Annotated in this window: 25 protein-coding genes; 23 read left to right on the forward strand and 2 right to left on the reverse strand. The window is 46.3% G+C overall.

Annotated elements, in window-relative coordinates:
* Positions 1-108 precede the first annotated feature (108 nt).
* The 9 genes from rimM (at position 109) to ACWQXP_RS13055 (ending at position 7548) form a co-directional block, all read left to right on the forward strand.
* A complete protein-coding gene (rimM, locus tag ACWQXP_RS13015) occupies positions 109-639 on the forward strand; it encodes a ribosome maturation factor RimM (protein ID WP_454063305.1) in 531 nt (176 codons plus the stop codon).
* Positions 629-1381: a tRNA (guanosine(37)-N1)-methyltransferase TrmD gene (gene trmD, locus ACWQXP_RS13020; RefSeq protein WP_454063306.1), complete on the forward strand. Its 753-nt coding sequence runs from the start codon at positions 629-631 to the stop codon at positions 1379-1381. Before rimM ends, trmD begins: the two co-directional genes overlap by 11 nt.
* A 139-nt stretch (positions 1382-1520) precedes the next feature.
* Complete coding sequence (gene rplS, locus ACWQXP_RS13025) at positions 1521-1988, forward strand: 50S ribosomal protein L19 (protein ID WP_454063307.1); 468 nt, start codon at positions 1521-1523, stop codon at positions 1986-1988.
* A gap of 62 nt (positions 1989-2050) precedes the next feature.
* Entirely contained in the window at positions 2051-2665 is a 615-nt protein-coding gene (locus tag ACWQXP_RS13030; protein ID WP_454063308.1) for a ribonuclease HII, read from the forward strand.
* A 2-nt stretch (positions 2666-2667) separates the two neighbouring features.
* Positions 2668-3060, forward strand: a complete 393-nt coding sequence (locus ACWQXP_RS13035) for a YraN family protein (protein WP_454063309.1) — start codon at positions 2668-2670, stop codon at positions 3058-3060.
* Positions 3061-3440: 380 nt separating this feature from the next.
* Positions 3441-4109 carry a cell division ATP-binding protein FtsE gene (locus ACWQXP_RS13040; protein ID WP_454063310.1) on the forward strand — a complete coding sequence of 223 codons (669 nt, stop codon included), beginning with the start codon at positions 3441-3443 and terminating at the stop codon, positions 4107-4109.
* Positions 4106-5005: a permease-like cell division protein FtsX gene (gene ftsX, locus ACWQXP_RS13045; RefSeq protein ID WP_454063311.1), complete on the forward strand. Its 900-nt coding sequence runs from the start codon at positions 4106-4108 to the stop codon at positions 5003-5005. Before ACWQXP_RS13040 ends, ftsX begins: the two co-directional genes overlap by 4 nt.
* Positions 5002-6198, forward strand: a complete 1197-nt coding sequence (locus ACWQXP_RS13050) for a murein hydrolase activator EnvC family protein (protein ID WP_454063312.1) — start codon at positions 5002-5004, stop codon at positions 6196-6198. Before ftsX ends, ACWQXP_RS13050 begins: the two co-directional genes overlap by 4 nt.
* Before the next feature lie 27 nt (positions 6199-6225).
* Positions 6226-7548: a S41 family peptidase gene (locus ACWQXP_RS13055; RefSeq protein WP_454063313.1), complete on the forward strand. Its 1323-nt coding sequence runs from the start codon at positions 6226-6228 to the stop codon at positions 7546-7548.
* 15 nt (positions 7549-7563) lie between these two features.
* Here ACWQXP_RS13055 and ACWQXP_RS13060 read toward each other — a convergent pair whose 3' ends face one another.
* Together ACWQXP_RS13060 and ACWQXP_RS13065 are read right to left on the reverse strand one after the other, a co-directional pair.
* Positions 7564-7800, reverse strand: a complete 237-nt coding sequence (locus ACWQXP_RS13060) for an Lrp/AsnC family transcriptional regulator (RefSeq protein WP_454063314.1) — start codon at positions 7798-7800, stop codon at positions 7564-7566.
* Positions 7801-7989: 189 nt separating this feature from the next.
* Entirely contained in the window at positions 7990-8460 is a 471-nt protein-coding gene (locus ACWQXP_RS13065; protein ID WP_454063315.1) for a histidinol-phosphatase, read from the reverse strand.
* Between the two features lie 593 nt (positions 8461-9053).
* On the opposite strand from ACWQXP_RS13065, the gene thiS reads away from it, so the two are divergent.
* From thiS to ACWQXP_RS13135, 14 genes are all read left to right on the forward strand, one after another.
* Positions 9054-9299: a sulfur carrier protein ThiS gene (thiS, locus tag ACWQXP_RS13070; RefSeq protein WP_454063316.1), complete on the forward strand. Its 246-nt coding sequence runs from the start codon at positions 9054-9056 to the stop codon at positions 9297-9299.
* A gap of 22 nt (positions 9300-9321) precedes the next feature.
* On the forward strand, positions 9322-10095 hold the full coding sequence (locus ACWQXP_RS13075) for a thiazole synthase (protein ID WP_454063317.1): 774 nt from the start codon (positions 9322-9324) through the stop codon (positions 10093-10095).
* A gap of 96 nt (positions 10096-10191) precedes the next feature.
* Positions 10192-10824: a thiamine phosphate synthase gene (thiE, locus tag ACWQXP_RS13080; protein ID WP_454063318.1), complete on the forward strand. Its 633-nt coding sequence runs from the start codon at positions 10192-10194 to the stop codon at positions 10822-10824.
* Positions 10825-11052: 228 nt separating this feature from the next.
* Complete coding sequence (gene arc, locus ACWQXP_RS13085) at positions 11053-12732, forward strand: proteasome ATPase (protein WP_454063319.1); 1680 nt, start codon at positions 11053-11055, stop codon at positions 12730-12732.
* 49 nt (positions 12733-12781) lie between these two features.
* Positions 12782-14257, forward strand: coding sequence for a depupylase/deamidase Dop (dop, locus tag ACWQXP_RS13090; protein WP_454063320.1), 1476 nt, complete (start codon positions 12782-12784; stop codon positions 14255-14257).
* 24 nt (positions 14258-14281) lie between these two features.
* A complete protein-coding gene (gene prcB, locus ACWQXP_RS13095; protein WP_454063321.1) occupies positions 14282-15127 on the forward strand; it encodes a proteasome subunit beta in 846 nt (281 codons plus the stop codon).
* A gap of 3 nt (positions 15128-15130) precedes the next feature.
* Positions 15131-15814 carry a proteasome subunit alpha gene (gene prcA / locus ACWQXP_RS13100; RefSeq protein WP_454063322.1) on the forward strand — a complete coding sequence of 228 codons (684 nt, stop codon included), beginning with the start codon at positions 15131-15133 and terminating at the stop codon, positions 15812-15814.
* 540 nt (positions 15815-16354) lie between these two features.
* Positions 16355-17728 carry a Pup--protein ligase gene (pafA, locus tag ACWQXP_RS13105; RefSeq protein ID WP_454063323.1) on the forward strand — a complete coding sequence of 458 codons (1374 nt, stop codon included), beginning with the start codon at positions 16355-16357 and terminating at the stop codon, positions 17726-17728.
* Positions 17725-18648 (forward strand): M23 family metallopeptidase, encoded by a 924-nt coding sequence (locus tag ACWQXP_RS13110; protein ID WP_454063324.1) that lies wholly within the window; start codon positions 17725-17727, stop codon positions 18646-18648. Before pafA ends, ACWQXP_RS13110 begins: the two co-directional genes overlap by 4 nt.
* 72 nt (positions 18649-18720) lie before the next feature.
* Entirely contained in the window at positions 18721-19305 is a 585-nt protein-coding gene (locus tag ACWQXP_RS13115) for an LOG family protein (RefSeq protein WP_454063325.1), read from the forward strand.
* 62 nt (positions 19306-19367) lie between these two features.
* The gene (gene kynA, locus ACWQXP_RS13120) at positions 19368-20228 is read left to right on the forward strand and encodes a tryptophan 2,3-dioxygenase (RefSeq protein ID WP_454063326.1); all 861 of its coding nucleotides are present in this window, start codon (positions 19368-19370) and stop codon (positions 20226-20228) included.
* The gene (locus ACWQXP_RS13125) at positions 20200-21426 is read left to right on the forward strand and encodes an aminotransferase class V-fold PLP-dependent enzyme (RefSeq protein ID WP_454063327.1); all 1227 of its coding nucleotides are present in this window, start codon (positions 20200-20202) and stop codon (positions 21424-21426) included. The genes kynA and ACWQXP_RS13125 overlap by 29 nt, the downstream gene beginning before the upstream one ends.
* Before the next feature lie 999 nt (positions 21427-22425).
* Positions 22426-22746 (forward strand): hypothetical protein, encoded by a 321-nt coding sequence (locus ACWQXP_RS13130; protein WP_454063328.1) that lies wholly within the window; start codon positions 22426-22428, stop codon positions 22744-22746.
* Positions 22747-22803: 57 nt separating this feature from the next.
* Complete coding sequence (locus ACWQXP_RS13135) at positions 22804-23481, forward strand: class I SAM-dependent methyltransferase (RefSeq protein ID WP_454063329.1); 678 nt, start codon at positions 22804-22806, stop codon at positions 23479-23481.
* Positions 23482-23552: the final 71 nt, after the last annotated feature.

Consider the following 23552-nt stretch of genomic DNA (forward strand, 5'->3'; position numbering starts at 1 on the left):
AACAGACAGCTGGCTATAACCAGCTTTGCGAGCCAAGAGTCTCACTCTCAACAAGTCACGACTAGGGAGAGGACTGTAAAAGGCCGATGCGAAACCACAACATTGAGCATGCAAGCGACAACTGACTCCATCACAATAGGACGTGTACTCAAACCTTTTGGGGTGAAGGGTGAAGTTCGCATTGAATCATTAACGGATGTTCCCGGACGTTTTGAAAACCTTCCATCTGTTACGCTGGTCTCGCCAACCGGCCAATCGTTAAAAACGAATGTCACGCAAGCTCGACTCTCTGGACGCTCGTATCTCCTCAAGTTTTCAGCGTTTTCTTCACCGGAAGCCGTCTCGGCCTATCAAGGAGCGTTGATTCAGGTTCCCCTTGAATCCGTACCGCCTTCTCCAGCTGGACAGTTTTATCAATACGAGCTCATTGGCTTAGATGTCCATGATGAACATCATCGAGCCTTGGGACAGGTTGAAGAAGTTTTAGATCTTCCCCAACACCTTGTGTTTATAGTGAGGCAAGACAGCGACGAATACCTCATTCCCGCCACACGACAGGTCATCAAACAGATCGACCTCAAAGGCAAGTCTATGACCGTCGCTCCGGTAGAGCAGTGGGGGTTATCCGATGCAGTGTGATGTTCTCACCCTATTCCCTGCGAGTATTCAGGCTGTGACGTCTCAGAGCATCGTCAAACGTGCACAGGAAAAAGGGTTGCTCCACCTCAAGATCCACAATATCCGGGACTATGCCGATGGCCCTCATTTCAATGCCGATGATACGCCCTATGGCGGCGGCGAAGGTATGGTGATGAAAGCCGAGCCCATCTTTCGTGCCATTGATGTCTTGCGGAAGGATCATCAAGATCTTCGGATCATTTTACCTTCCCCCCAAGGCATCTCCTTTACTCAAGGCCATGCACAGGCCTTGAGCAATGAATCTAGAAGACTTGTATTTATTTGCGGCCATTATGAAGGCATCGATGAACGAGTCCGATCTACACTTTTTGCAGAAGAAATTTCTGTGGGTGATTACGTCTTAACGGGTGGTGAGTTACCAGCTATGGTCATGATTGATGCGGCCGTCCGCCTTATTCCAGGAGTGTTAGGCGACCCCCTTTCTGCTCAACATGACTCTTTCATGGATTCTCTGTTAGATTACCCGCATTACACAAGGCCCAATAAGGTTCGAGGAGCGGCCGTTCCTGAAATTCTTTCATCAGGCAACCATGAAGCGATCAGGCTGTGGCGCCGGAAAGAAGCGTTACGGAATACTCTTGTCAAACGGCCAGATTTACTCAATCAACAAACATTGAGCGAGAAAGACCAACTGTTACTTGATGAAATTCTGCACGAACAATCTCACGCCACGAGCAGTTAGCACGCGATCAACTGCCATATTTCCATAGGTCATTCTATGAAGAGCAAGAACAGTGTATTTTCCATACTGAAGCATCAAACAACAGATTTTTTATAACAAGACTCGTTTGTAGAAGAAAGCGGCAGGAAGGAGCCCAACGATGAACCGGTTAGAGCGATTAGAACAATCATTTGCACAAGACACAGTACCCTTTTTTGAGATTGGTGACACCGTTCGCGTCAAGGTGAAAGTCATCGAATCAAAATCATCCGGGAAAAAAACTGAAGAAGAAAAAGAACGGATTCAGGTATTTGAAGGGGTCGTCATTGCCAGAAAAGGCAAAAGCGTCAGTGAACGATTTACCGTTCGTAAAATTTCCTTTGGCGTCGGAGTCGAACGAATTTTCCCGATTCATTCGCCCAGTATTGCCGGGATCGAGGTTATTCGGAAAGGGAAAGTCCGACGGGCCAAGCTCTATTACCTGCGAACGAAAAAAGGGAAAGCCGCGAAGGTGGCTGAACGAGAATTTACGCGAACAAGTAAGGTCAGCAAGACCCCTGTCACAGCTCCGTCTTCAGAACCGGTTAATGAAACAGCCGATGCTTCTGATTCAGCTCAAGAAGCATGACCAGTGCCTGCTGCGACCATCGTATGAAAACAGATCAACAACCACCCCAATCATGAGGGCTCATGGAGCCCGACCATTTTTTTGAAGACACGGCCCATTCGTGTGGGTATCAACGTATTGCCGGCCTTGATGAAGCGGGACGAGGTCCCTTGGCAGGGCCAGTAGTCGCCTCCGCGGTTATTCTTCCTCGACGATTTCAACTCTGCGGACTCAATGACTCAAAAGTTTTGACCGAATCCCAACGAGAACTTCTCTTTATCGATCTGACGCATCGCGCCTCGGCATGGGCCATTGGCCTGGCTACCGAAGAAGAAATTGATCACCTGAATATTCTTGAAGCCACACGCTTGGCTTTTCTCAGAGCACTGACTGCTCTGTCGGTTATTCCCGATTATCTACTCATTGATGCCGTTGATTTACCTCATGTTCCCATTCCCCAACGCGCAATTATCAAGGGCGATAGCCTGTCTCTGACGATTGCTGCAGCCTCAATCTTGGCCAAAGTGAGTCGAGATCGCGTGATGAACGAGTATCATGAGCGCTTTCCTCAGTATCAATTCCATGTCCACAAAGGCTACCCGACACCACAACACCTTCAACTTCTTGCTGAATATGGTCCCTGCCAAGGACACCGGCAGAGCTTTCGTCCCGTTCGAGAGTGTCAGGATATTGCCTAAGCATGACGAAAAAGCCAGCGAGTCACCTTTTTGGACAAACAGCTGAATCGCTCGCCGCTCAACATCTCAAAAAGAAAGGCTATCACATCCTTGGTCGAAATGTGCAGTTCCAGGGTGGGGAACTGGATTTGATTGCCCGTGATGGAAAGACTCTTGTGTTTGTCGAAGTCAAAGCCAGACGCTCAGACAGCCACGGAGGTATGCTTTCGACAATTACTGAATCGAAAAAACAACGATTAATCAAACTGGCCTCCCGCTATTTATCTCAACATCAACTCAGCTATCAAGAAAGCCGCTTCGATGTGGTGCTCTGCCGTCAACATCCGGATGATTCTTTTGAAATTATCCACATTGAACATGCATTTGAAGTTCCAGGGGAAGACAGCAGATGGTGAGCTGGTATAATACTCCTTATAGCCATTTCAGTTATACCGAAACGATAAAGCGTCAACGTGTACAATGTTGATATCCAATACGTGACAGAAAACCTCAATCATTACCAGTACATCCAAGCGGGTATAACCTTCCGCATGTTTGAAGTGAATAATCTCGCTGAGTTAGTTGATATGCCCAGCTGGAACTTATTTGGATTCGCTATAGCAGACATTTGAGTTGGATGAATTCGCGATAGTATCCACTAACAAAGCCGCTGACAGAAGCTTGCGAAAATCTGAGAAATCATGTGATCTCGTCTCGACCGAAGAGTAGTATCGATGAATGAACTCGAATTGACCATGTTCGTCCGGCCTCTATCACCTCGTATGACAGAGGCCGGATGATTCAACTTTTTCACGTCACAAAATATTATGAAGGATGCATTGCTCTTTCCGACCTCTCCCTACGGGTGGAGAAAGGTGAATGTATTCTAATCACAGGGCCAAGCGGCGCAGGAAAAACAACATTACTCAAGCTTATCTTTGGGGCGGAGTTTCCTGATGATGGCCAAATACTCGTTCAAAATCGCAATATCGCCCGTCTTCGGGCGACAGACATTCCTTACCTTCGCCGAACCATGGGATTCGTCCTGCAAGACTTTAAGCTCTTGCCACATAAAACGGTGTATGAAAACGTCGAACTGCCACTGATTATTCGAGGGCTGTCTTCTTTTGATGCCAGAAGAAAAGTCGCCGAATCTCTCCAATCGGTCGGCATGGATCACAAACGGACCACACAAACATCTGTCCTATCTGCCGGTGAACAACAACGAGTCTGTATTGCACGAGCCATTGTGAACAGCCCCATTATCTTGCTCGCTGATGAACCAACAGGAAATCTTGACCCCCAATTAACGTATGAAATTTCTGAGTTATTCAAAGCGATTCATGCTCGAGGCACCACTGTGATGCTCGCCACTCACAACCGTCAAGTTGTCGAGCAAATCAATGGACGAATGATCAAACTCGACTGCGGCCGCCTGCTGACTGATCAAGGAACACTTTCGTGAAACGTCTCATGTATCTTCTCCGTGAGGCCATGAGAGGCCTCCGGACGAACAGAACCAACACGCTGATCGGCATTATCACGACGGCCTTTACGATCGCGAGTTTTGGTATGTTTTTATTGTTGTATCACAATGTTCGGACCATTGCCGGCTCACTTCAGGATCATGTCCAAGTGATCATTTACCTTGAGGAGGAGATATCCAACGAAGAACACGCCAACCTCAAAAAAACATTGAACCAAGAAACACACATCGATACGCTGACCTTTGTCTCAAAAGAACAGGCCCTCAAGGAATTCCACGAGCAATTCCCTGAGGAGTCTTATCTGCTTGATGGCATTGGCGATAATCCATTACCTGCCTCCTTCGTCGTCACGGTCACTCCGCATGCTCAAGTATCTGATCTCGTCTCAGAACTCGCCTCTCGGGTCAAAACGCTTTCAGGGGTCGAGCATGTCCGGTATAGTCGTGACTGGGTCGAACGATTGACGCTCTTTACCAACTACCTTGAAATTGGAGCATTGAGCATCGGCCTCATTCTCGCTCTGGCGTCAATGACCATCATTTCGAATACGGTTCGACTTGCGTTTTATGCGCGACGCGACGAAATTGAAATCCTTCGTTTGATCGGAGCAACTGGAGCATTTATCGCCATCCCATATCTCATCGAAGGGGCGGTACTAGGAGCGGTCGGAGGGGCCTTGTCTCTGGGTTTGTTACGCGGAGGCTTTGAAATTGTGAAAGACAAAATCCACGAATTGGGCTGGGTCGGAGGCCTTCAAACCACTCTTGACTTCTTCCCCATTCACATGTCGGGTATGTTAGTGTTGGCAGGACTGATTCTGGGCTGCGCAGGAAGTGCCCTGTCAATTTACGGATGGATGAAGGTCAGAACATGAGAGTCGTCGCGCCACTGCTCCTCCTCTTCATTATCGAGACACATCTACTCCCTTCATCGTGGACGTGGGCCAAACCGCTTACCAAAACAGCCATTTCTCAAGAGTTGGAACAAGAGCGCCTTCGGCTTAAAAAGCTCAATGATGAAATTAACCAGACCACACAAAAAGCGGAAAAAGCTGGAAAACAATCAGAGTCCGTTCTCAAGAAAATTGAAAAGCTAGATAAGTCGCTCATTGAAAAGCAACGGGAATACCGTCGCGTCAGCAAAGAACTCAAAGGGAAAGATCGCGAACTCGGCAAACTTCAAGAACAATTATCAGACGTTCAAGCAGAAGTCTCACAACATCGACGCTCAATTTCAAATCGGCTCCGGGTTCTCTACATGGAAGGGCGTGGTGGATATCTCAAAACCTTATTCGAAGCCAACACCTTGGCAAACTTTGAACGACGGGTCGCCTATTTATCGACGATTTCAAAACAGGAGTTTCAACTGTTGGACACCTATCGCCAGCAATTGATGGAATTAGAAGACCTCAAAGAACGTCAAACGCAAACACGGGAAGAACTTCTGAACTATAGACAGCATACACTACAAACCATCACGGAGATGAAGGGTGTCAAAAAAGACAAACATGTGGTCTTGACGAGTTTGTCGAAAGAACAAGAATTATATGAGCGCACAGTCGAGGGACTGAAGCGGTCGGCGAAGCAGGTTGATGCCTTACTCAAAGAGTTGGATCAGCGCTTTAAACTCTCTCAAGCGAAGCCAAAGTCAAAAAAGGGCCAAGTCCACACCAAAGGATCCTTACTCTGGCCAACACAAGGAAAAGTGGTGTCGTTTTTTGGCCGTCAAAAGCATCCAACCTTTGATACGTATGTCAATAAAAAGGGAATAGAAATCAAAACTCATCAATCGAGTCCGATTCACACAGTCTCTCAAGGTAACGTGGTCTATGCCGATTGGCTGAAAGGGTACGGACTCGTCGTAATTGTTGATCACACGAATGGCTTCTTTTCTCTGTATGCTCATGCCTCGACCTTACTCGTCAAGGAAGGACAGGCTGTGGCCAAGGGAGACGTCATTGGAAAGACCGGAGAAACTGGACTTACAGATAAGAATACGCTCTACTTTGAATTACGAAAAGGCACTACACCCGTTGATCCTCTTCGATGGCTTGTCAAACGTCCATAACTGTGGAGTAGCAAAAGGAATTTTTGTATGAAACAAGAACACCAGTCAACTGTATGGGTAACCGGACTTACCGTCGTCACTATTCTTCTTGTCGGTGTCCTCATCGGGAAAGGGTGGGATCGAACCGGTTATGCGAGTGAGAACTATGAAGAACTTCAAATTTTTGCGGAAGTGTTATCCCAAGTCAAAAAGCACTACGTCGAAGAGACGAAGATGCAAGACCTTGTGCATGGTGCCGTCCGTGGCATGCTGGCTGGCTTAGATCCGCACTCATCATATATGACTTTAGATATGTATAAAGAGATGCAAGTCGAAACTAAAGGAGAATTTGGGGGACTGGGGATCCAAATCGGAATCAAAGACAACCGATTAACCGTCATTGCGCCGATCGAAGATACCCCAGCCTTTGCTGCAGGCATTCAAGCCGGTGACGTGATTGCCAAGGTTGGTGATACACCAACCAAGGACCTGACACTCATGGAAGCTGTACAAAAAATGCGCGGCCCCAAAGGCACCGCTGTCACTCTAACCGTCCTTCGCGAAGGGACGAAAAAGCCGTTAGTCTATGAGATCACACGAGATACCATCAAGATTCAAAGCGTGCGCGGCAAGGTTATTGGTGGCAATACCGGCTATGTTCGTATCACGCAATTTCAAGAACAAACTCCTGATGATTTATCCGACACATTAGAAACCCTGAAGGAACAAAACATCCAAAGTTTAATTTTGGATTTACGGAACAATCCTGGTGGACTCTTGACCGCAGCGGTTGGAGTCTCAGAGCAATTTTTGAAATCTGGAAAATTAATTGTATCGATTAAAGGGCGAAACGGGCGAGAAGATGAATATCGTGCCAGAGCGAATGGCAATACACTCGAATATCCGATGATTGTTCTGATCAATCATGGTTCAGCAAGTGCTTCTGAGATTGTTGCCGCTGCCATGCAAGATTGGGGAAAAGCTGTTATTCTTGGAACAACCAGCTTCGGGAAAGGCTCAGTTCAAACCATTCTGCCACTGTCTGATGGGTCTGGACTCCGCTTAACGACGGCCAAATATTACACGCCTGAAGGTGAGTCGATTCATAACATTGGAGTCAAGCCGGACATCGTCGTGGACCCAAAAGCCACGGCAAAGGTCAAAGAAACCGCCTCAACGGAAGAAGAAGACGCTAAGGCTGAAGACACCGTCGCCCTTTCGCAGAAACCTGCTCAAGACGCCGGCGAAGAAAAATCTGAAGACAAGAAAAAGAACGATAACGACGTTCCGCCAGATGATATCCAACTCCAGAAGGCCTTGGAACTTCTGAAAACCTGGAAAGTCTTCAAACAGTTACGGCCAGCAGCTTAACGTCGTGAATGCGCGTTAGAATTTCAGGACAAGTGCCGTGCTGGTTTTGAGCACACCATCAATACTTCGAATACGGGAGAGGACAATATCATGTAATTCTTCAATGGTTTCAGCTTCAATTTGCGCAATAAGATCGTGTGCACCTGTTACAGCAGCTAGCGATTGGACACCCTGAATTCTCATGATCGTTTTATAAGCACTTTTCGTATGATTTCCTGTTACATCAATAAGAATAAAAGCAGAAATCGACATAACAAACGATTCTTTCTTCGTTAGAAATTGTTATTCACAAGACTTCCAAACTCGGGAATTCAGCCTGGAGATGGGCTACCCATATCATACAGAGCGTCTGCCCTCAATCTCTCTGATTTTTAAGTGTAAGAAATTGACATTGGGATTTTTCAAACGCTACCAAAGCCTTACGGTACCGTCAATCGACAGCTATCGAGTTAACTTTGAAGCGAGGACATGAATGGCCGCTAAGATTTCGTCAGTCCGTTCCGCCATTCCCGGAATTGTTCGCAACATGTGAGAGCGGACTAATTGTTCTAAATCATCTAACGTCTGAATGCCTAAACGAAAATACAAATCATGCACTAGATGCTCAGAAAAACCTGGAAGCGTCGTCCACTCTTTCACCTCATCCGGCAATGGGGTTTTGAGTTCTTCATACGCTTGAATATGTCCGGTCGATAAATACTCCTGAATTTTCACGGAGAGATCTTTCCCTACCCCTGGAATCAACTGCAAATCTCCTCGTTTTGCGATCTCACTCACATCCTCTTGTAATTCGAGCAACGACTCTGCAGCTTTACGGTAAGCTCGAATACGATAAGGATTGGTATTTCGCCCTGACAGTAAGCCTGCCATCGAATGAAAGAGGCCCGCTAATGCTTGATTGTGATGTGCCATACTCACGACTCATGACCGTCTCAATAACCAGCAACCCCAAAATCGTATTCTAAGGGAAATTCTCCATTTGATCTACTGTAGTAAATCCAATAAATTTCCAGTTAATTTGAAAGGGAGCCCTAGACGACGGTTGTGGCGTAACCCTATGCATCCCAATGGCGCAACTGACGTTGAATATTATTCAGCCCCTGCGGTATCGATTTAAGTTAGCCTTGGCTACGATCGCTGTATATCTCACCGAGAACCGAATAGACATTGAACGTTGAACCCGGCTCTTCCCCTGCTGTGTTGATTAGAAGTAGCCAAGACAGTGTAATCCTACGCCTCAAACATCAGAAATTATTTGCAACGGCTATAGAGCGAACCAACAGAAGGCATGGACCGTTCAGACGCACGGAAATTTATGAATACGGTTATGGGAACTTTCTCCTCGTGTATTATGGTCACAAGCGACTTTCAACAACACCCCGAACCCACATCAAGTCCCTTAAGGCTATTTTATTGACAAGCATTTCAAGCCTACCGTAGGATAAAATTTAAGCTAAGCATCCATATTCACTTAACATTCTTGACCATGGTTCTACGGTCTTTTCATGGATATTCAAGTCAACGGAGAATCTCAAACTTTCCAAGACGGGCTCACCGTCACAGACCTTCTCCAGCAGTTGGACATTCGTACCGAACAGGTCGCGGTTGAACTCAATTTACAAATTTTGGATCGTGATGATTTCTCCAAATCAATCCTACGCCATGGAGATGCGATAGAAATTTTAAGCTTCATTGGCGGCGGGGCTGGGACAACATCACGAAGACACATTACGTCGACAATTCCACACTAAATACAGGATTAAATATTAGACTATGAGTGATGATCAATTAGTGATTGCAGGCAGAGAGTTTCGGTCCCGTCTTTGGGTTGGTACAGGAAAATATAAAGATTTCAATGAAACCAAAAAAGCCATTGACGCTGCCGGAGCCGATGTCGTCACCGTCGCCGTTCGGCGAGTCAATATCACGGATCGAAAGTCAGAAAACTTGCTTGACTACATCGATCCAAAACACTACACCATTCTTCCAAATACGGCAGGGTGTTACACCGTCGAAGATGCACTTCGCTACGCACGTCTTGCCCGAGCAGCCGGGGTCTCGGATTTAGTCAAACTCGAAGTGATTGGCGATGAACGAACCCTCTTCCCTGACACTGCAGGGCTCATTGAAGCGGCAAAAATTTTGGTTAAAGAAGGATTCATCGTCTTACCCTACACCAATGACGACCCCATCGTGGCACAGAAGCTTGTTGATGTTGGCTGCCCAGCCGTCATGCCGTTAGCTGCACCCATTGGGTCAGGGTTGGGTATTCGTAATCCGTATAATTTGAAAATCATTCTTGAAACCATCAAAGTCCCCATTGTCGTCGATGCTGGCGTCGGAACGGCATCAGATGCGGCCTTGGCCATGGAGTACGGGGCAGACGCCGTACTGATGAATACAGCAATTGCCGGCGCAAAGAATCCCATCATGATGGCCGAAGCCATGAAGTTGGGAATTGAGGCGGGAAGATTGGCTTACAAAGCAGGCAGAATCCCCAGAAAACTTTATGCCACCGCAAGCACGACTATCGAAGGGATGCTCTAGAAGGATAATGTAAAGTGCAAAAGTATACAAGCAGGGCTTCTTTAACTTTGAATTTTTCAATTTAGACTTTTTGTTTTAAATTTCTCTTCCTCCTTGATGACCAAAAAAATTTTACCCCGTTTGTATGTGGTGACCAACCGTCACCAAACGCGTGAACGCTCTCTTCAGGCAGTTCTTCAAGAAACCCTCAGTGCAGGAACAACGTTCGTTCAGCTACGAGAAAAAGATATCCACACCCGGCATCTTCTTGCACTCGCACAAGACCTACTGCCCGTAGTCCACCAACATCATGCGTTCCTCCTCATCAATGACCGGGCGGATATTGCAAAACATATTGGCGCAGATGGCGTTCACTTGCGATCGAACAGTTTGCCAATTCCTCAGGTGCGCCAATTCCTTGGCCCACAAGCGTTAATTGGCAAGTCCACACACACACTACAGGATGTATTAACCGCAGAGCGTGAAAGTGCTGACTTTCTTGTACTTGGCCCAATCTATGATACGCCCTCAAAAAAAACCTACGGTCCCCCCCTCGGATTAGGGGTACTAGAGCAGGCCTGTCAACAATCCACGCTGCCTATTTACGCCATAGGCGGAATCACCCCGGAACGTGTAAGCGATGTGAAACAGGCAGGGGCCTATGGCGTCGCAGTCATTTCAGCAATACTGGAATCCACCAGCATTCCTTCTGCCACTCATCAATTTTTGCAAGCACTTGAAAATTCATAAGTCAAGCTTTTTTGCCCATCAAACAGCATTGACCATATGCTTTGTCGGTTGACCCTTTTGAAAATCGAGTGATAAGATAATTTTACTTCAAACAATTCACATAGATTAAGAAATACGAAATACAGAATATGATTTGACAGTCTTGATATACGCATTACCCAGTGATTGAGATGTTCTCTCCTAAGTCCTGCCGGGAACGTTCATCATAAACGAATAGGTGGAACGACTATGGGGATGGGAAAACAGAATGATCCGAACAGTGAACTAGAAAAACTCCGCAGCGAACTGGAGTCTATGGAGACTGAAATGCATCAGCTCTACGACTCACGTCAGCAACTTCGTCAGTCTCAACAACAAAACGAGCGTCTCGTTTCCACCCTTCAAGAAGCCAAATCCCAGATTGAAGCATTACGGAAGGAAGTAGAAAAACTTACTGCGCCTCCTTCAAGCTACGCCATTTTCTGCAGTCTGAATCAGGACGATACCGCCAACGTGTCAGTCTCTGGCAGAAAAATGCGCGTCAGCATGCACCCAGCACTTACCGGGAAAGAATTGCGAAAAGGACAAGAGGTGATTCTCAACGAAGCTCTCAACATCATCGAAATGCGAGAATTTGATCCGCAGGGCGAAGTCGTCCAATTAAAAATCCAGCTCGATGATCATCGAGCGTTGGTCAAATTACGGCATGATGAAGAGCGTGTCGTTGAAGTGGCTCAACCGTTACAACATGAACCCCTTAGCGTTGGGGATCTCTTGCTCTTCGATCCACGGTCCGGCTACATCACCGAAAAACTTCCTAAATCCGAAATGGAAGAATTAGTACTGGAAGAAGTCCCAGACGCGAACTATGAGCAAATTGGAGGCCTTGAAAAAGAACTCGTGCAAGTGAAAGACGCTGTCGAGCTACCATTTTTACATCCTGACCTCTACGCCGAACACCGACTCTCTCCACCCAAAGGGATCTTGCTATATGGTCCTCCAGGGTGCGGCAAAACCTTGATCGCCAAGGCCGTCGCCAACTCGATTGCTCAAAAGTTAAAACATCTCACAGGAAAAGATATTCGAAGTTACTTCCTGCATGTCAAAGGCCCAGAGTTATTAAATAAATATGTTGGAGAGTCTGAACGTCAAATTCGTGAAGTCTTTGCCAAAGCCAAAGAAAAAGCTTCTAACGGCTATCCAGTCATCGTATTTTTCGATGAAATGGATGCGTTGTTTCGAACACGAGGTACGGGCATTTCTTCAGATATAGAGTCAACTATCGTTCCACAATTTCTTGCGGAAATCGATGGAGTCGAAAGCCTCCGAGATGTCATCGTCATCGGTGCCAGCAATCGACAAGATCTCATTGATCCAGCAGTCTTGCGACCAGGCAGGTTAGACGTCAAAGTGAAAATCCCTCGACCGGACAAACTAGGCGCCAAGGAAATTCTAGGAAAATATCTCACGCCCGATCTTCCCTTCTCTAAAACTGAACTTGATCAACAGCAGAATGACGCTAAAAAACTGGTCGCACATCTTATCGATCTCGCCACTGATGCGCTCTATGCTAAATCAGAGGAAAATCGTTTCCTGGAAGTCACGTATGCAAATAGCGAAAAAGAAACATTTTACTTTAAAGACTTTGCGAGTGGTGCACTCATTGAAGGCGTCGTCTCTCGAGCGAAAAAGATGGCTATCAAACGTGCGATTGCGACAGGCGAAAAAGGCATTATTGCTGATGATCTTCTCAAAGCCATTCGAGAGGAATTTAAAGAACAAGAAGATCTTCCCAATACAACAAACCCCGATGATTGGGCGAGGATAGCCGGCAAAAAAGGTGAAAAAATTATCCACGTTCGGACATTGACTGAAGAACCATCTGAATCACGAGAAATAGAAACCGTCAGCGTCGGACACTATTTCTAGTGTGAGTCTCACTTCCTACCCATCTATTTCAAGCTGACATGGAGGAGCATTGCACCGAATTCTAGGCACGGAAACAGAGTTTGGCATTCTTGCCAAGGGGGCTGGACATTCCGATCCCGTCACAGATTCCATTCGACTCATCAGTCACTACCCCACGCTCCCTTCTCCCCAGGGCATCTGGGATTATGAGAATGAAAATCCATTCTTTGATGCTCGTGGCTTTCTCGTTGAGGGAGAACCTGAGCGACCGAATATCCGACATAATCGTCAGCTGAACAAACTTCTCCTGAATGGAGGACGTCTCTACGTCGACGGAGCTCACCCAGAATACTCCACGCCGGAATGTACGCTTCCGCTTGAACTCCTGGCATACGAACGAGCCGGCGAGCGAATGATCAACGTTTGCCTACAGGCTCTCAATTCGACTCAGGAGTCTGATACGTTCTTTATCTACAAAAATAACTCTGATGGAAAAGGCAATAGCTACGGCTATCACGAAAATTATTTGCTTTCGCGTTCAGTACCTTTCGAAAAAATTGCCCGAACGCTCATTCCATTTTTTGTCACGCGTCAAATTTTTACCGGTTCCGGAAAAGTCGGGTCTGAAAACGGCACCGACGCCGTCGATTACCAAATTTCTCAACGTTCAGACTTCTTCGAATGCGTGATGGATCTCAATACGATGGTCAAACGGCCCATCATCAACACACGCGATGAGCCTCATTCCGAGCAAGATGTTTACCGACGATTACATGTCATCGTTGGTGATGCCAACATGGCAGAAATTCCCACCTACCTGAAGATTGGCACGACCGCCATCATTATGGAGATGCTTGACGCAGGATGGGAGTTTCCCAAAATTGTCCTTGAAGATCCAGTTCGAGATATCAAGACCGTTTCACGTGACATAGGCGTCAAGGCGAGCCTGCGATTAACCAATGGCCGGGCCACCTCATCCATCGATATTCAACGCACGTATCTTCAGGCAGCTTATGAGTTTTTTAATACTCGAGACCTTCCGCCAGGAACAAAAGATGTCCTTGTATCTTGGGAACGAATCCTCGACAAACTTGAGCAAGACCCGACACAACTTGGACGAGAGCTGGACTGGGTGGCCAAACAACAGATGATTCAATCATTCATGGATCGCAAGGTCTGTGGCTGGAAAGATCCTCGCATTGCTCTACTCGACCTGCAGTATCACGATATGCGGCCGGATAAAGGCTTGTACTATACTCTTGAACGCGGAAAACGCATTGAACGCTTACTTCAAGATAGCGATATTGAACAGGCCATGGTCGAACCGCCGCTTAATACACGGGCATACTTCCGAGGAACGTGTCTTAAGCAATTCGCAGAAAAGGTGTACGGCGTCAGTTGGACATCCGTCTTGTTGGACCAAGGAAACGATACAATCAAACGAATTCCTCTCATGGATCCTTACCGCGGAACACGCGCCTTAACCAATGACCTCTTAGAGGGCGTCTCAACCGTCGAGCAACTTCTTACGAAACTCTCAGGATAAGCGCCTGAGAGCTAAAGGATCTTCATGAAAACTCACGACCTTGATATCCCTCAATTTCCACATGATCACTGTTCCAGTTTTTTCCAATTTCTTTCAACCCATCGACCAGAACTCACACCAGCTTCACGCTGGGGACAACCGATCCTTCAACAACCCAGCACCTTCGAGTTCAGTGGCACACCCAAACCATCCCCCCTGACGCATGGGACAACCGTTCTCGCGTTCAAATATGATCAGGGAGTCGTGATTGCAGGCGACAGGCGGGCAACGGAAGGGTTTCAGATCGCCGAAAATCGAATGGAAAAAGTGTTTAAAACAGATGATTATTCAGCCATGGCTATTGCAGGAGCGGCGGGACCCTGCGTGGAAATGGCCAAACTGTTCAGCATTGAACTCGAACATTACGAAAAACTTGACGGCGTTCAATTATCCTGCGAGGGCAAAGCCAATAGACTGGGACAAATGGTCAAAGCCAACCTTCCATTAGTCATGCAAGGGCTCGTCGTCATCCCCTTGTTTGTTGGGTACGATATCAAACGAAATCTGGGCCGAATTTTTAAGTATGACATCACTGGAGGCCGATATGAAGAGACGGAATATCATTCAGTGGGATCAGGGGGAAAAGACGCACGACTCATGCTCAAAGAACGATTCAAAAAAAATCTCGACAAACAGGCCGCCATTCGAATTGCTCTTCTTGCCTTAGCCAATGCCGCCGAGGAAGATGTTGGCACGGGTGGACCAGATCCACGTCGACGCATCTACCCTACGATGAAATTCGTCAATACCCAAGGCGTTCAAGACGTTGAAGAGGCCACCCTCTCAACAGTATGGGAAGAACTCTCTCGCACTCGAACCCAGGAGCATTAATTCGTGGCACTCCCCTATTACGTTTCTCCAGAACAAATGATGCAAGACAAGGCGGAGTATGCCAAAAAGGGTATTGCCAAAGGACGCTCTATTATTGCCATTGAATATGAACACGGCTTGTTATTAATCGCCGACAATCCCAGCGCCTCATTATTTAAAATCTCTGAAGTCTATGATACCATCGCCTTTTCTGGAGCTGGGAAATATAGCGAATTTGAAAATCTTCGAAAAGCTGGCATTCAACATGCCGACCTCAAAGGGTTAATGTACAGCCGAGAAGATGTCACAGCTCGATCATTAGCCAACGGATATTCACAGACCCTCGGAACCATTTTCAGCCAAGAACTCAAACCATTCGAAGTTGAACTGCTGTTAGCTCAAGTGGGTGAAGCGCCAGGACGAAACGAACTGTATCGTATTGCGTTCGACGGAAGCATCGTTGACGAACAACGGATGACCGCGATTGGAGGACGCGCCGAAGCTCTCCTGACTTTTCTCCGCAATGAAAGCCCTGAAAACCTCCCAACGTTACAACAAGCCCTAACCCTCTGCAAAAAGGCCTTTGAACAGGTAACAGAACAACACATCACGATTGAAGGATTAGAAGTCGCCATCCTTGATCGCGACAGGCTTGGCAGAAAGTTTCGACGCATTCCTTCGGCTGAAACCCACACACTACTTTCCTAACGTTGAGTCACATGTCACTTGGGATGAGCACCGACCCTTAGGGCCTGGGCACACGCCACCGGGAGAAATACGAACATTCGCAATCAACAAGGCAAGTGACACATGACTCCCTAAAGCGGTTATCGTTCAGTCTCATACCATTCATGCCATAACGAATAGTTATAATTTCAACTAGTAATTATTAGAATTTGCTATAATATTGAAGATTGAGGAGTCACGATGTATGCTGAATTATAGCGAAGCCATTTCATTTCCAGTTGAATTATTATAGCGAATAGTAAAATTTCCAGGCGAGCCAACCAGACTCACCCAGCGGAATTTACTACTCCAACAATTGGAAGAACATTGAATCGGCTATAAGACTGCCACAGCGTATGACTAAGCCTCAAATATCGGAAGGTTATACCCACATGGATGCTCTGCAGCAATTGACCTTGTATATCACGTAGTGGATATCTAAATTAGCAAATGGATATTCTACCGATTCGCCATAACTGAAACGGCTATAACCACGGCTTCCATTGCCTTGGGGGTTCTACCATGAAACGCATCTTTGGGCTTGAATGCGAATATGGTCTGACGTTTTCACCAAACGGCCGCGTCTATTTGCCTATTGAAAAAATCCTTGGATATATCTTCGAGGGATTGATTCCCAATAGTTGGCCATCGAATGCTTTCCTCGCAAATGGCGCACGCTTTTATCAGGACACAGGATGTCATCCCGAGTACTCTACGCCAGAATGCGACGATCTGCTTGACCTCGTCATGCACGATAAAGCCGGAGAGCGAGTCCTAGAATCATGTCTCCCGATTGCAGAAGATCGACTACGGGAAGAAGGTCTTTCCGGGAATATCTTCATTTTCAAAAATAACACCGACTCGCTTGGCAATACATATGGATGCCACGAAAATTTCCTCATGCGTCGAGACGTCGACTTTTGGAAAGTCTCGGAACAATTGATTCCGTTCTTCGTCACGCGACAAATCTTTTCAGGAGCAGGGAAAATCCTCAAGGTGTCAGGGAAACCGCAATATTTTATTTCTCAACGTGCCCAACATATTCATGAAAAAACCTCTTCATCGACCACCTCATCACGAAGTATCATCAATACACGAGATGAACCACATGCCGATGCAGAAAAATATCGACGTCTCCACATTATTCTTGGCGACTCGAATATGTCTGAATTCGCCACCTACCTCAAAGTTGGAACCACAGACTTAGTCCTTTCCATGATTGAAGACAAGTTCACCGTGCCAAGCGTTGAGCTTGATGAACCAGTCAAAGCCATTCGGGACATTTCAAAAGACACCACCCTAAAAAAACGAATCAAGCTTGAAGACGGACGGGAACTCACGGCCCTGGAAATCCAGCGGATGTATTGGGAACGAGCCAGCGAATACCTCGAAACCCATCCTCATGACAAAATCATGCACGATGTCCTGAGAGAATGGGAGCGTGTCCTTGATCGCTTAGAAGATTCTCCCATGCTCCTGGTTCGAGAGCTCGATTGGATAACCAAGAAATGGATCATGGAATCGTATATTGAGAAAAAAGGGTGTGAATGGGATGACCCTCGACTCGCTATGATGGATCTGCAATATCATGATATCAATCAACAACGAGGACTGTATTATCTCTTAGTGGGACGGGACCATATCCGAAAGGTCGTTTCGGAAGAAGCGATTGAGCGGGCAAAAAATATTCCACCGCAAACGACTCGGGCAAAAGTGAGAGGGGACTTCATTCGCTTCGCGAGGGCCAAAAACCGTTCATACACCGTGGATTGGACATACTTAAAACTGAATGGCTACTGGGAGGAAACCATCCTCTGCATGGATCCCTTTTGCGCATCCAACCGACGGGTGGAAGAACTCCTCACCCAGGTACCACAGACGAGACTCAAGACATGAGTGTTTATCGAATTGATCAACCGTTCTCAAAATCCCGACTGCCCGGGAAAATCCTGCTCGTCATCACCTTGCTCATTGCCAGCATTTTTCCGCTCAAATTGGTTCCGAGTGCAAAAGAACAACGACCAGGCATTGATGGACAATTGAGTGCTAAGCAAGGAGAGGTCCTCTGGGTCCACGTGCCTGTCGGGACGCTCAACCCAACAAAGGTCACAGGGACATTTCTTAAGCGAAACATTCCATTTATTCAAGAATCATCTACTACCTATGTCGGACTCCTGGGAATCGACATGCAGGATAAACCCAGCCTGCATGAATTAGATATCACGATCACAACAGAGGCTGAGACAAAACATCGAAGCTACACCGTCTTGGTCATGAAAGAAAACTACTCCGTCCAACACTTGAAACTTCCTAAAAAGAAAGTTGACTTGGACGACAAAACACTCATTCGTGTCAAAGCCGAACGAAAAGAAATGATGGCAGCCTTTGCATCTATCAGCCCCCACCCATTTTGGGAAGGCCCGTTCATTGCTCCAGTGAAAGGGCGTATCTCAGGTCGATTTGGCAGTCGACGAGTCATTAATGGACAATCCAAAAACCCCCATAGTGGAGAGGACATCGCCGCGCCGAAAGGCACCAGTGTCGCCGCCATGAATACAGGAACGGTCAGCCTCACCCATGATCATTTTTTCACAGGCAAAGGCGTCATCCTCAATCATGGAGTCGGACTGTACTCCATGTATTTCCATCTTTCAAAAATCTCCGTCAAAGAGGGAGAGGTTGTGAAGAAAGGACAGATCATTGGGCAAGTTGGCTCAACCGGACGAGCCACCGGCCCGCATCTTCATTGGGGCGTCCGCCTAAACGGATCACGAATTAATCCTTACGCACTCATCAATCTTCCCATGAAATCCTAACTACACGCCCATCTCTGAACCTGAACCTCAGGACTCAGAGAATAATCGTGATCATTATTGAAAGCAAAACACATGAAACGTCTTTGTGTCTTCTGCGGTTCGACAAAAGGCAGTCAAGCATCCTATGAACAGGCGGCTCGTCAGCTCGGTCAGCTACTCGTTCAACGAGGGATCGGCTTAGTCTACGGTGGCGGCAATATCGGGTTGATGGGCGTCATCGCAGAAACGGTGCTGAAAGAAGACGGGGAAGTCATTGGTATCATTCCAGCTGCTCTCGCAGAAAAGGAACTGGCGTTTCAGGAATTGACTGATTTACGCATTGTCCAAACCATGCATGAGCGAAAAGCGATCATGGAACAACTCTCCGATGGGTTTATTGCACTCCCTGGTGGGTACGGAACATTAGAAGAAATATGCGAGATGGTAACCTGGGCTCAATTGAACATTCATCACAAGCCCTGCGGGCTTTTAAACGTGGAAGGGTTTTACGATTCGTTACTCGCCTTCATGGACCATCAAGTCCAACAGGGCTTTGTGACATTAACCAATCGCACCCTAATCCTTCAAAACCAGGACCCAAAACGATTGTTAGACCAAATGAATGAAAAAGTAAGAATTTCAAAATCCTCCCCAAGAAAACAAGTTATCGTCAAGTAATAAAAATTCCCTCTTCACAAAATACAGCCATCGGCCTACAATCAGTCCATACATTCACAACTATGGACGAGCACACCCCACATATTCGAAAGTTAGAAGCAGGCATTCAACTCGATTTTCACGATCGAATGACCTATGCCGGGTACTTGCATCTCGATCAATTACTCGCCACACAAAAACCGTTAAGCCATCCCCCGCATCACGATGAAATGCTTTTTATCATTCAGCATCAAACATCTGAACTCTGGATGAAACTGATTCTTCATGAACTGCGGGCAGCAATAACCCATATTCAACGAGATCGGTTCAATCCTTGCTTTAAAATCTTGGCGAGAGTCAAGCAAATCCAACGGCAACTCTTTGAACAATGGGCCGTACTCGAGACTTTGACCCCTAACGAATATGGTCAATTTCGTAACGTGTTAGCCAATGCTTCAGGATTTCAATCTATCCAATACCGGTCTATCGAATTTATTCTTGGCAATAAGGATGCTGCCGCTGTCGAAGTCTTTCGACATAATGACCGCCTGTATCAAGAAATGATGCGCGTGCTCAATGCCCCCAGCCTCTACGATGAATTTCTCTGTTCATTATCCAGACAAGGACACCCCATTCCTCAGACATGCCTTGAGCGAGACTGGTCTCAACCGCATTCACGTAATGCAGAGCTCACGCAAGTCTTCAAGCAAATCTATGACCATCCGGAAGCGCAATGGGACGCCTATGAAATGTGTGAAAAACTTGTGGATGTCGAAGAAAATTTTCAGCTTTGGCGCTTTCGTCATCTGAAAACCGTGGAGCGTATTATTGGGTTTAAGCGGGGAACCGGGGGTTCTTCAGGCGTGAATTTTCTCAAACAGGCACTCGAGATCACCTTTTTCCCAGAGCTCATCGATGTCCGGACGGAAATTGGAAACGAATAACATTCAGCATGCCCTGGCGGCCCTGGGCTCTGGTCCATTAGAGGAACACACTCTTCTAACTCATATTCACCCCTTGTTTTCAGAGGTATTACGTCGACAGGAGACGTATCTCGCCAACCACTCATTAGGGCGCCCGTTAGACCAGACAAAGACAGACATTCAGCAGGCATTAAACCATTGGTATGCAGATATGGATAATGCCTGGGACGATTGGCTTGCCGAAATTCAACACTTTCGTCACAGTATTGCTCAACTCATCCGCGCACCTTCAACAGACTGTATTGTACCCAAAACCAGTGCAGGCCAAGGATTACGAGCAGTGTTGAATTGTTTTGATCAAAAGTACAACGTCATTACTACGACAGCTGAATTTAGTTCCATCGATCACATCCTCAAAGTTTATGCGCAACGAGATCGGATCGCATTACAACATGTCAAGCCGGACGACCAGGGGATCTATCACGAAGAAGATATGGCCGCTTCCGTGAAGCATGCCAATTCATTAGTCGTCATCTCAATGGTTCTGTTCTCAACAGGTCAGTATTTCACCAATTTAGCGGAAATGATTCGTGAAATGCAGGCACGTGGAGCCATGGTGCTCATCGATCTGTATCATGCAGCTGGAGCGTTACCAGTTAACATTGAACTGCTAGGAGCTGATTTCGCGATTGGCGGATGCTACAAATACTTACGCGGTGGGCCAGGTGCCTGTTGGTTATACATCCATCCACAGCACCTCACCGGTTCATTAACCACTCTTGATACCGGTTGGTTCGCACAACCGAGTCCATTTGAATTCAGACGGCCAGAGGAAGCAAAACTTGCGCAAGGCGGGAATGCCTTCCTTGAATCCACACCAGCCGTTCTTCCGTACTACCAAGCGAAAGCCGGGCTTGCACTCACACTCGGCCTTGGAGTTGAACGTCTCCGTGCGTATTCGCTAAAGCAACAAGCAAGATTGACAGACCTTCTCCACAAACATGGTATACACGTATTGGGGAAACCAGAAACACGAGGGGCTTTCTTGACCATCCGTCATCAATCGGCAAATAGCATTGCGTCAAAGCTGAAGAATGCCAAAATCACCATCGATGCTCGAGAAAACCTTCTTCGCATCTGTCCAGACATACTTAATACGGACCAAGAATTTGTTACAAGTGTTAGTCAATTCGGCACTATTATGGGAAGGAATCAATAGGTCGAATGGAGCAATAAGTTAAACACACCACTTAGTATGACATGAAAATAGGATAAAGCCGTAAGTAATTCGCAACCGAATACCAAGAATGTTTCTTTCAACCGTATTCTTCAAGAAATGAGAAAGTAATGATTAATCCTGTTTTGAGAGACAACGGGAAAACTCCGGATGAGCCACTCAGTGCACATCTAGGACTCTGGCTTCCACCAGACTCTCCGTATGGGAACTTTTCACTAAAGCTGATAGGCTAATCCATCGATTTGACGAAGCGAATCGCCGGCTAATCGACAGTTTCAAATTGTGGAATATGTGTCAAGTGGATTCCATATTTCCAGATAACTCTCTTGAACGTCACAAATATGCGACAGAGCAAGCGATTTACTTAATCAAAAGAGGCGCTGACGATCTAATCGCACTCACTTAGTGTTTGTGGGGTTGGGAGAAGAATCATAACTATCCTAATAAAATAAAGGTTGATTGCATCGGTCATGCGTTAAAACGAAACTTAGATACACGATTACCACTCTGGAACGATCATGTTGACATTCTCCGTTTGCTAAACGATATAGGTAATGCTTTTAAGCATTCATTCATAAATTCGGATACAACATCGATAATGGGGGTCGATGAGCCCTGTATATCAGTGCTAAACTTAGAAAATAACCAACTGGATTCAGAGGTTCAGTTCCACAGTGTTTCGCTAATCAGTGTTGTATTAAAATTTAATAAATTCTATCGTGCGGCGATAGAATCGTTGCCTATCTCAGAAACACACCGCCAGTAAAATGCGTAGTCGCCATGAAAAAGAAGCAGCTTCAAGCTTTTAACTTTGTCTGCCATCTGACCAAATTTACAAAATACAAAAGAGGCAACATCAAATTCTTTTCTATCATAAATATCATTATTTTAATGAAATTCAGGAAAGTGAGTAATTACCAGTTTTAACTTTTGTGAGTATTTTTTATGAGGATCTGCTTTAAGGGGGAGGATTAAATGCAAATGGATATTACAAGTTTAAAACGAATTAAGACATTTATGGAATTTCTTCAACGTACCAAACAAGAAGGCGTCAAGCCTTCATTTGTCAGCACCCCCACCGAACACGGCGACAATATTAATGCCATTGCGACGATCGATGGAAAACAAGAAAACATCGGATTGGTCTTTTGGGATGTCAGTTTGCTCCAAAATCACGGATTAGCCGATACCCTAGACGATGAAGAGCTCGCTCTTGGCATGAATATCACCGATGGTTTGGTTGAGGACGCGGAAAAGATCCTGGCATTTGTCGACACCGAACTTGCAAAGATTGATGGGTAGGGATAAATCTGCTCAGAAAAACAAGATCGGACGTTACCTGAGAAAGAGGGTTGTCCTTTGAGTCATACAAAAATCATCACACTTCCTCAGCTCGGAGACGTTCCAATTGTCATCAAGACCAAACGAGACATTTCAGATGAAACCTCCATCGATAAACGGGATGATGAGTCACTTGGGTGGGGATATTGGGATCGAATCTGGCCGTCGGAAGTGGCCCTGTCGATATTCCTTATCAAAAGCTTCTTTCCACAAAAATTGAAGGGACAAAAAGTTCTGGAAATTGGTTGCGGTGTGGGCTTAGCCGGCATCGTCGCCGCACAATTAGGTGCATCCATGACATTTTCTGACATGGTTCCCGTCACGCTCGAAGGAGTGAAGGAATCGTGCCACTTAAATGACATCACACACTTCGACACCTGCACCTTGGATTGGTTTGACATCATCAATTTGAATCAGATCTACACTATCGTATTGGGAAGTGAGGTGTTTTATGATGAAAAGAACTTACCAGGAATCTCAAATGTCCTGAGCACTGCGCTCAAACCCGGAGGACAGGGATGGTTTTGTGATCCTAACCGTCTTGGAGTGGGGACGATTGAGTACTACTTCCAAGAAAATTTTAAATTTTCCGTGGAAGAGATTCCTCTTGACTCTGCACTCCGAAAAGCTACGGGCGGACAAAAAAAGATTGGATATGTCTACAGATTATTGAAGAAATCTAGCCAGATTACATGAAACGAGATACCAACATTCTACGGAATCCAAGTTTACGTGCCGTCAATGGACAAAGTTCTTATTCTTACATT

This window comes from Candidatus Nitrospira salsa (genome assembly GCF_965152625.1).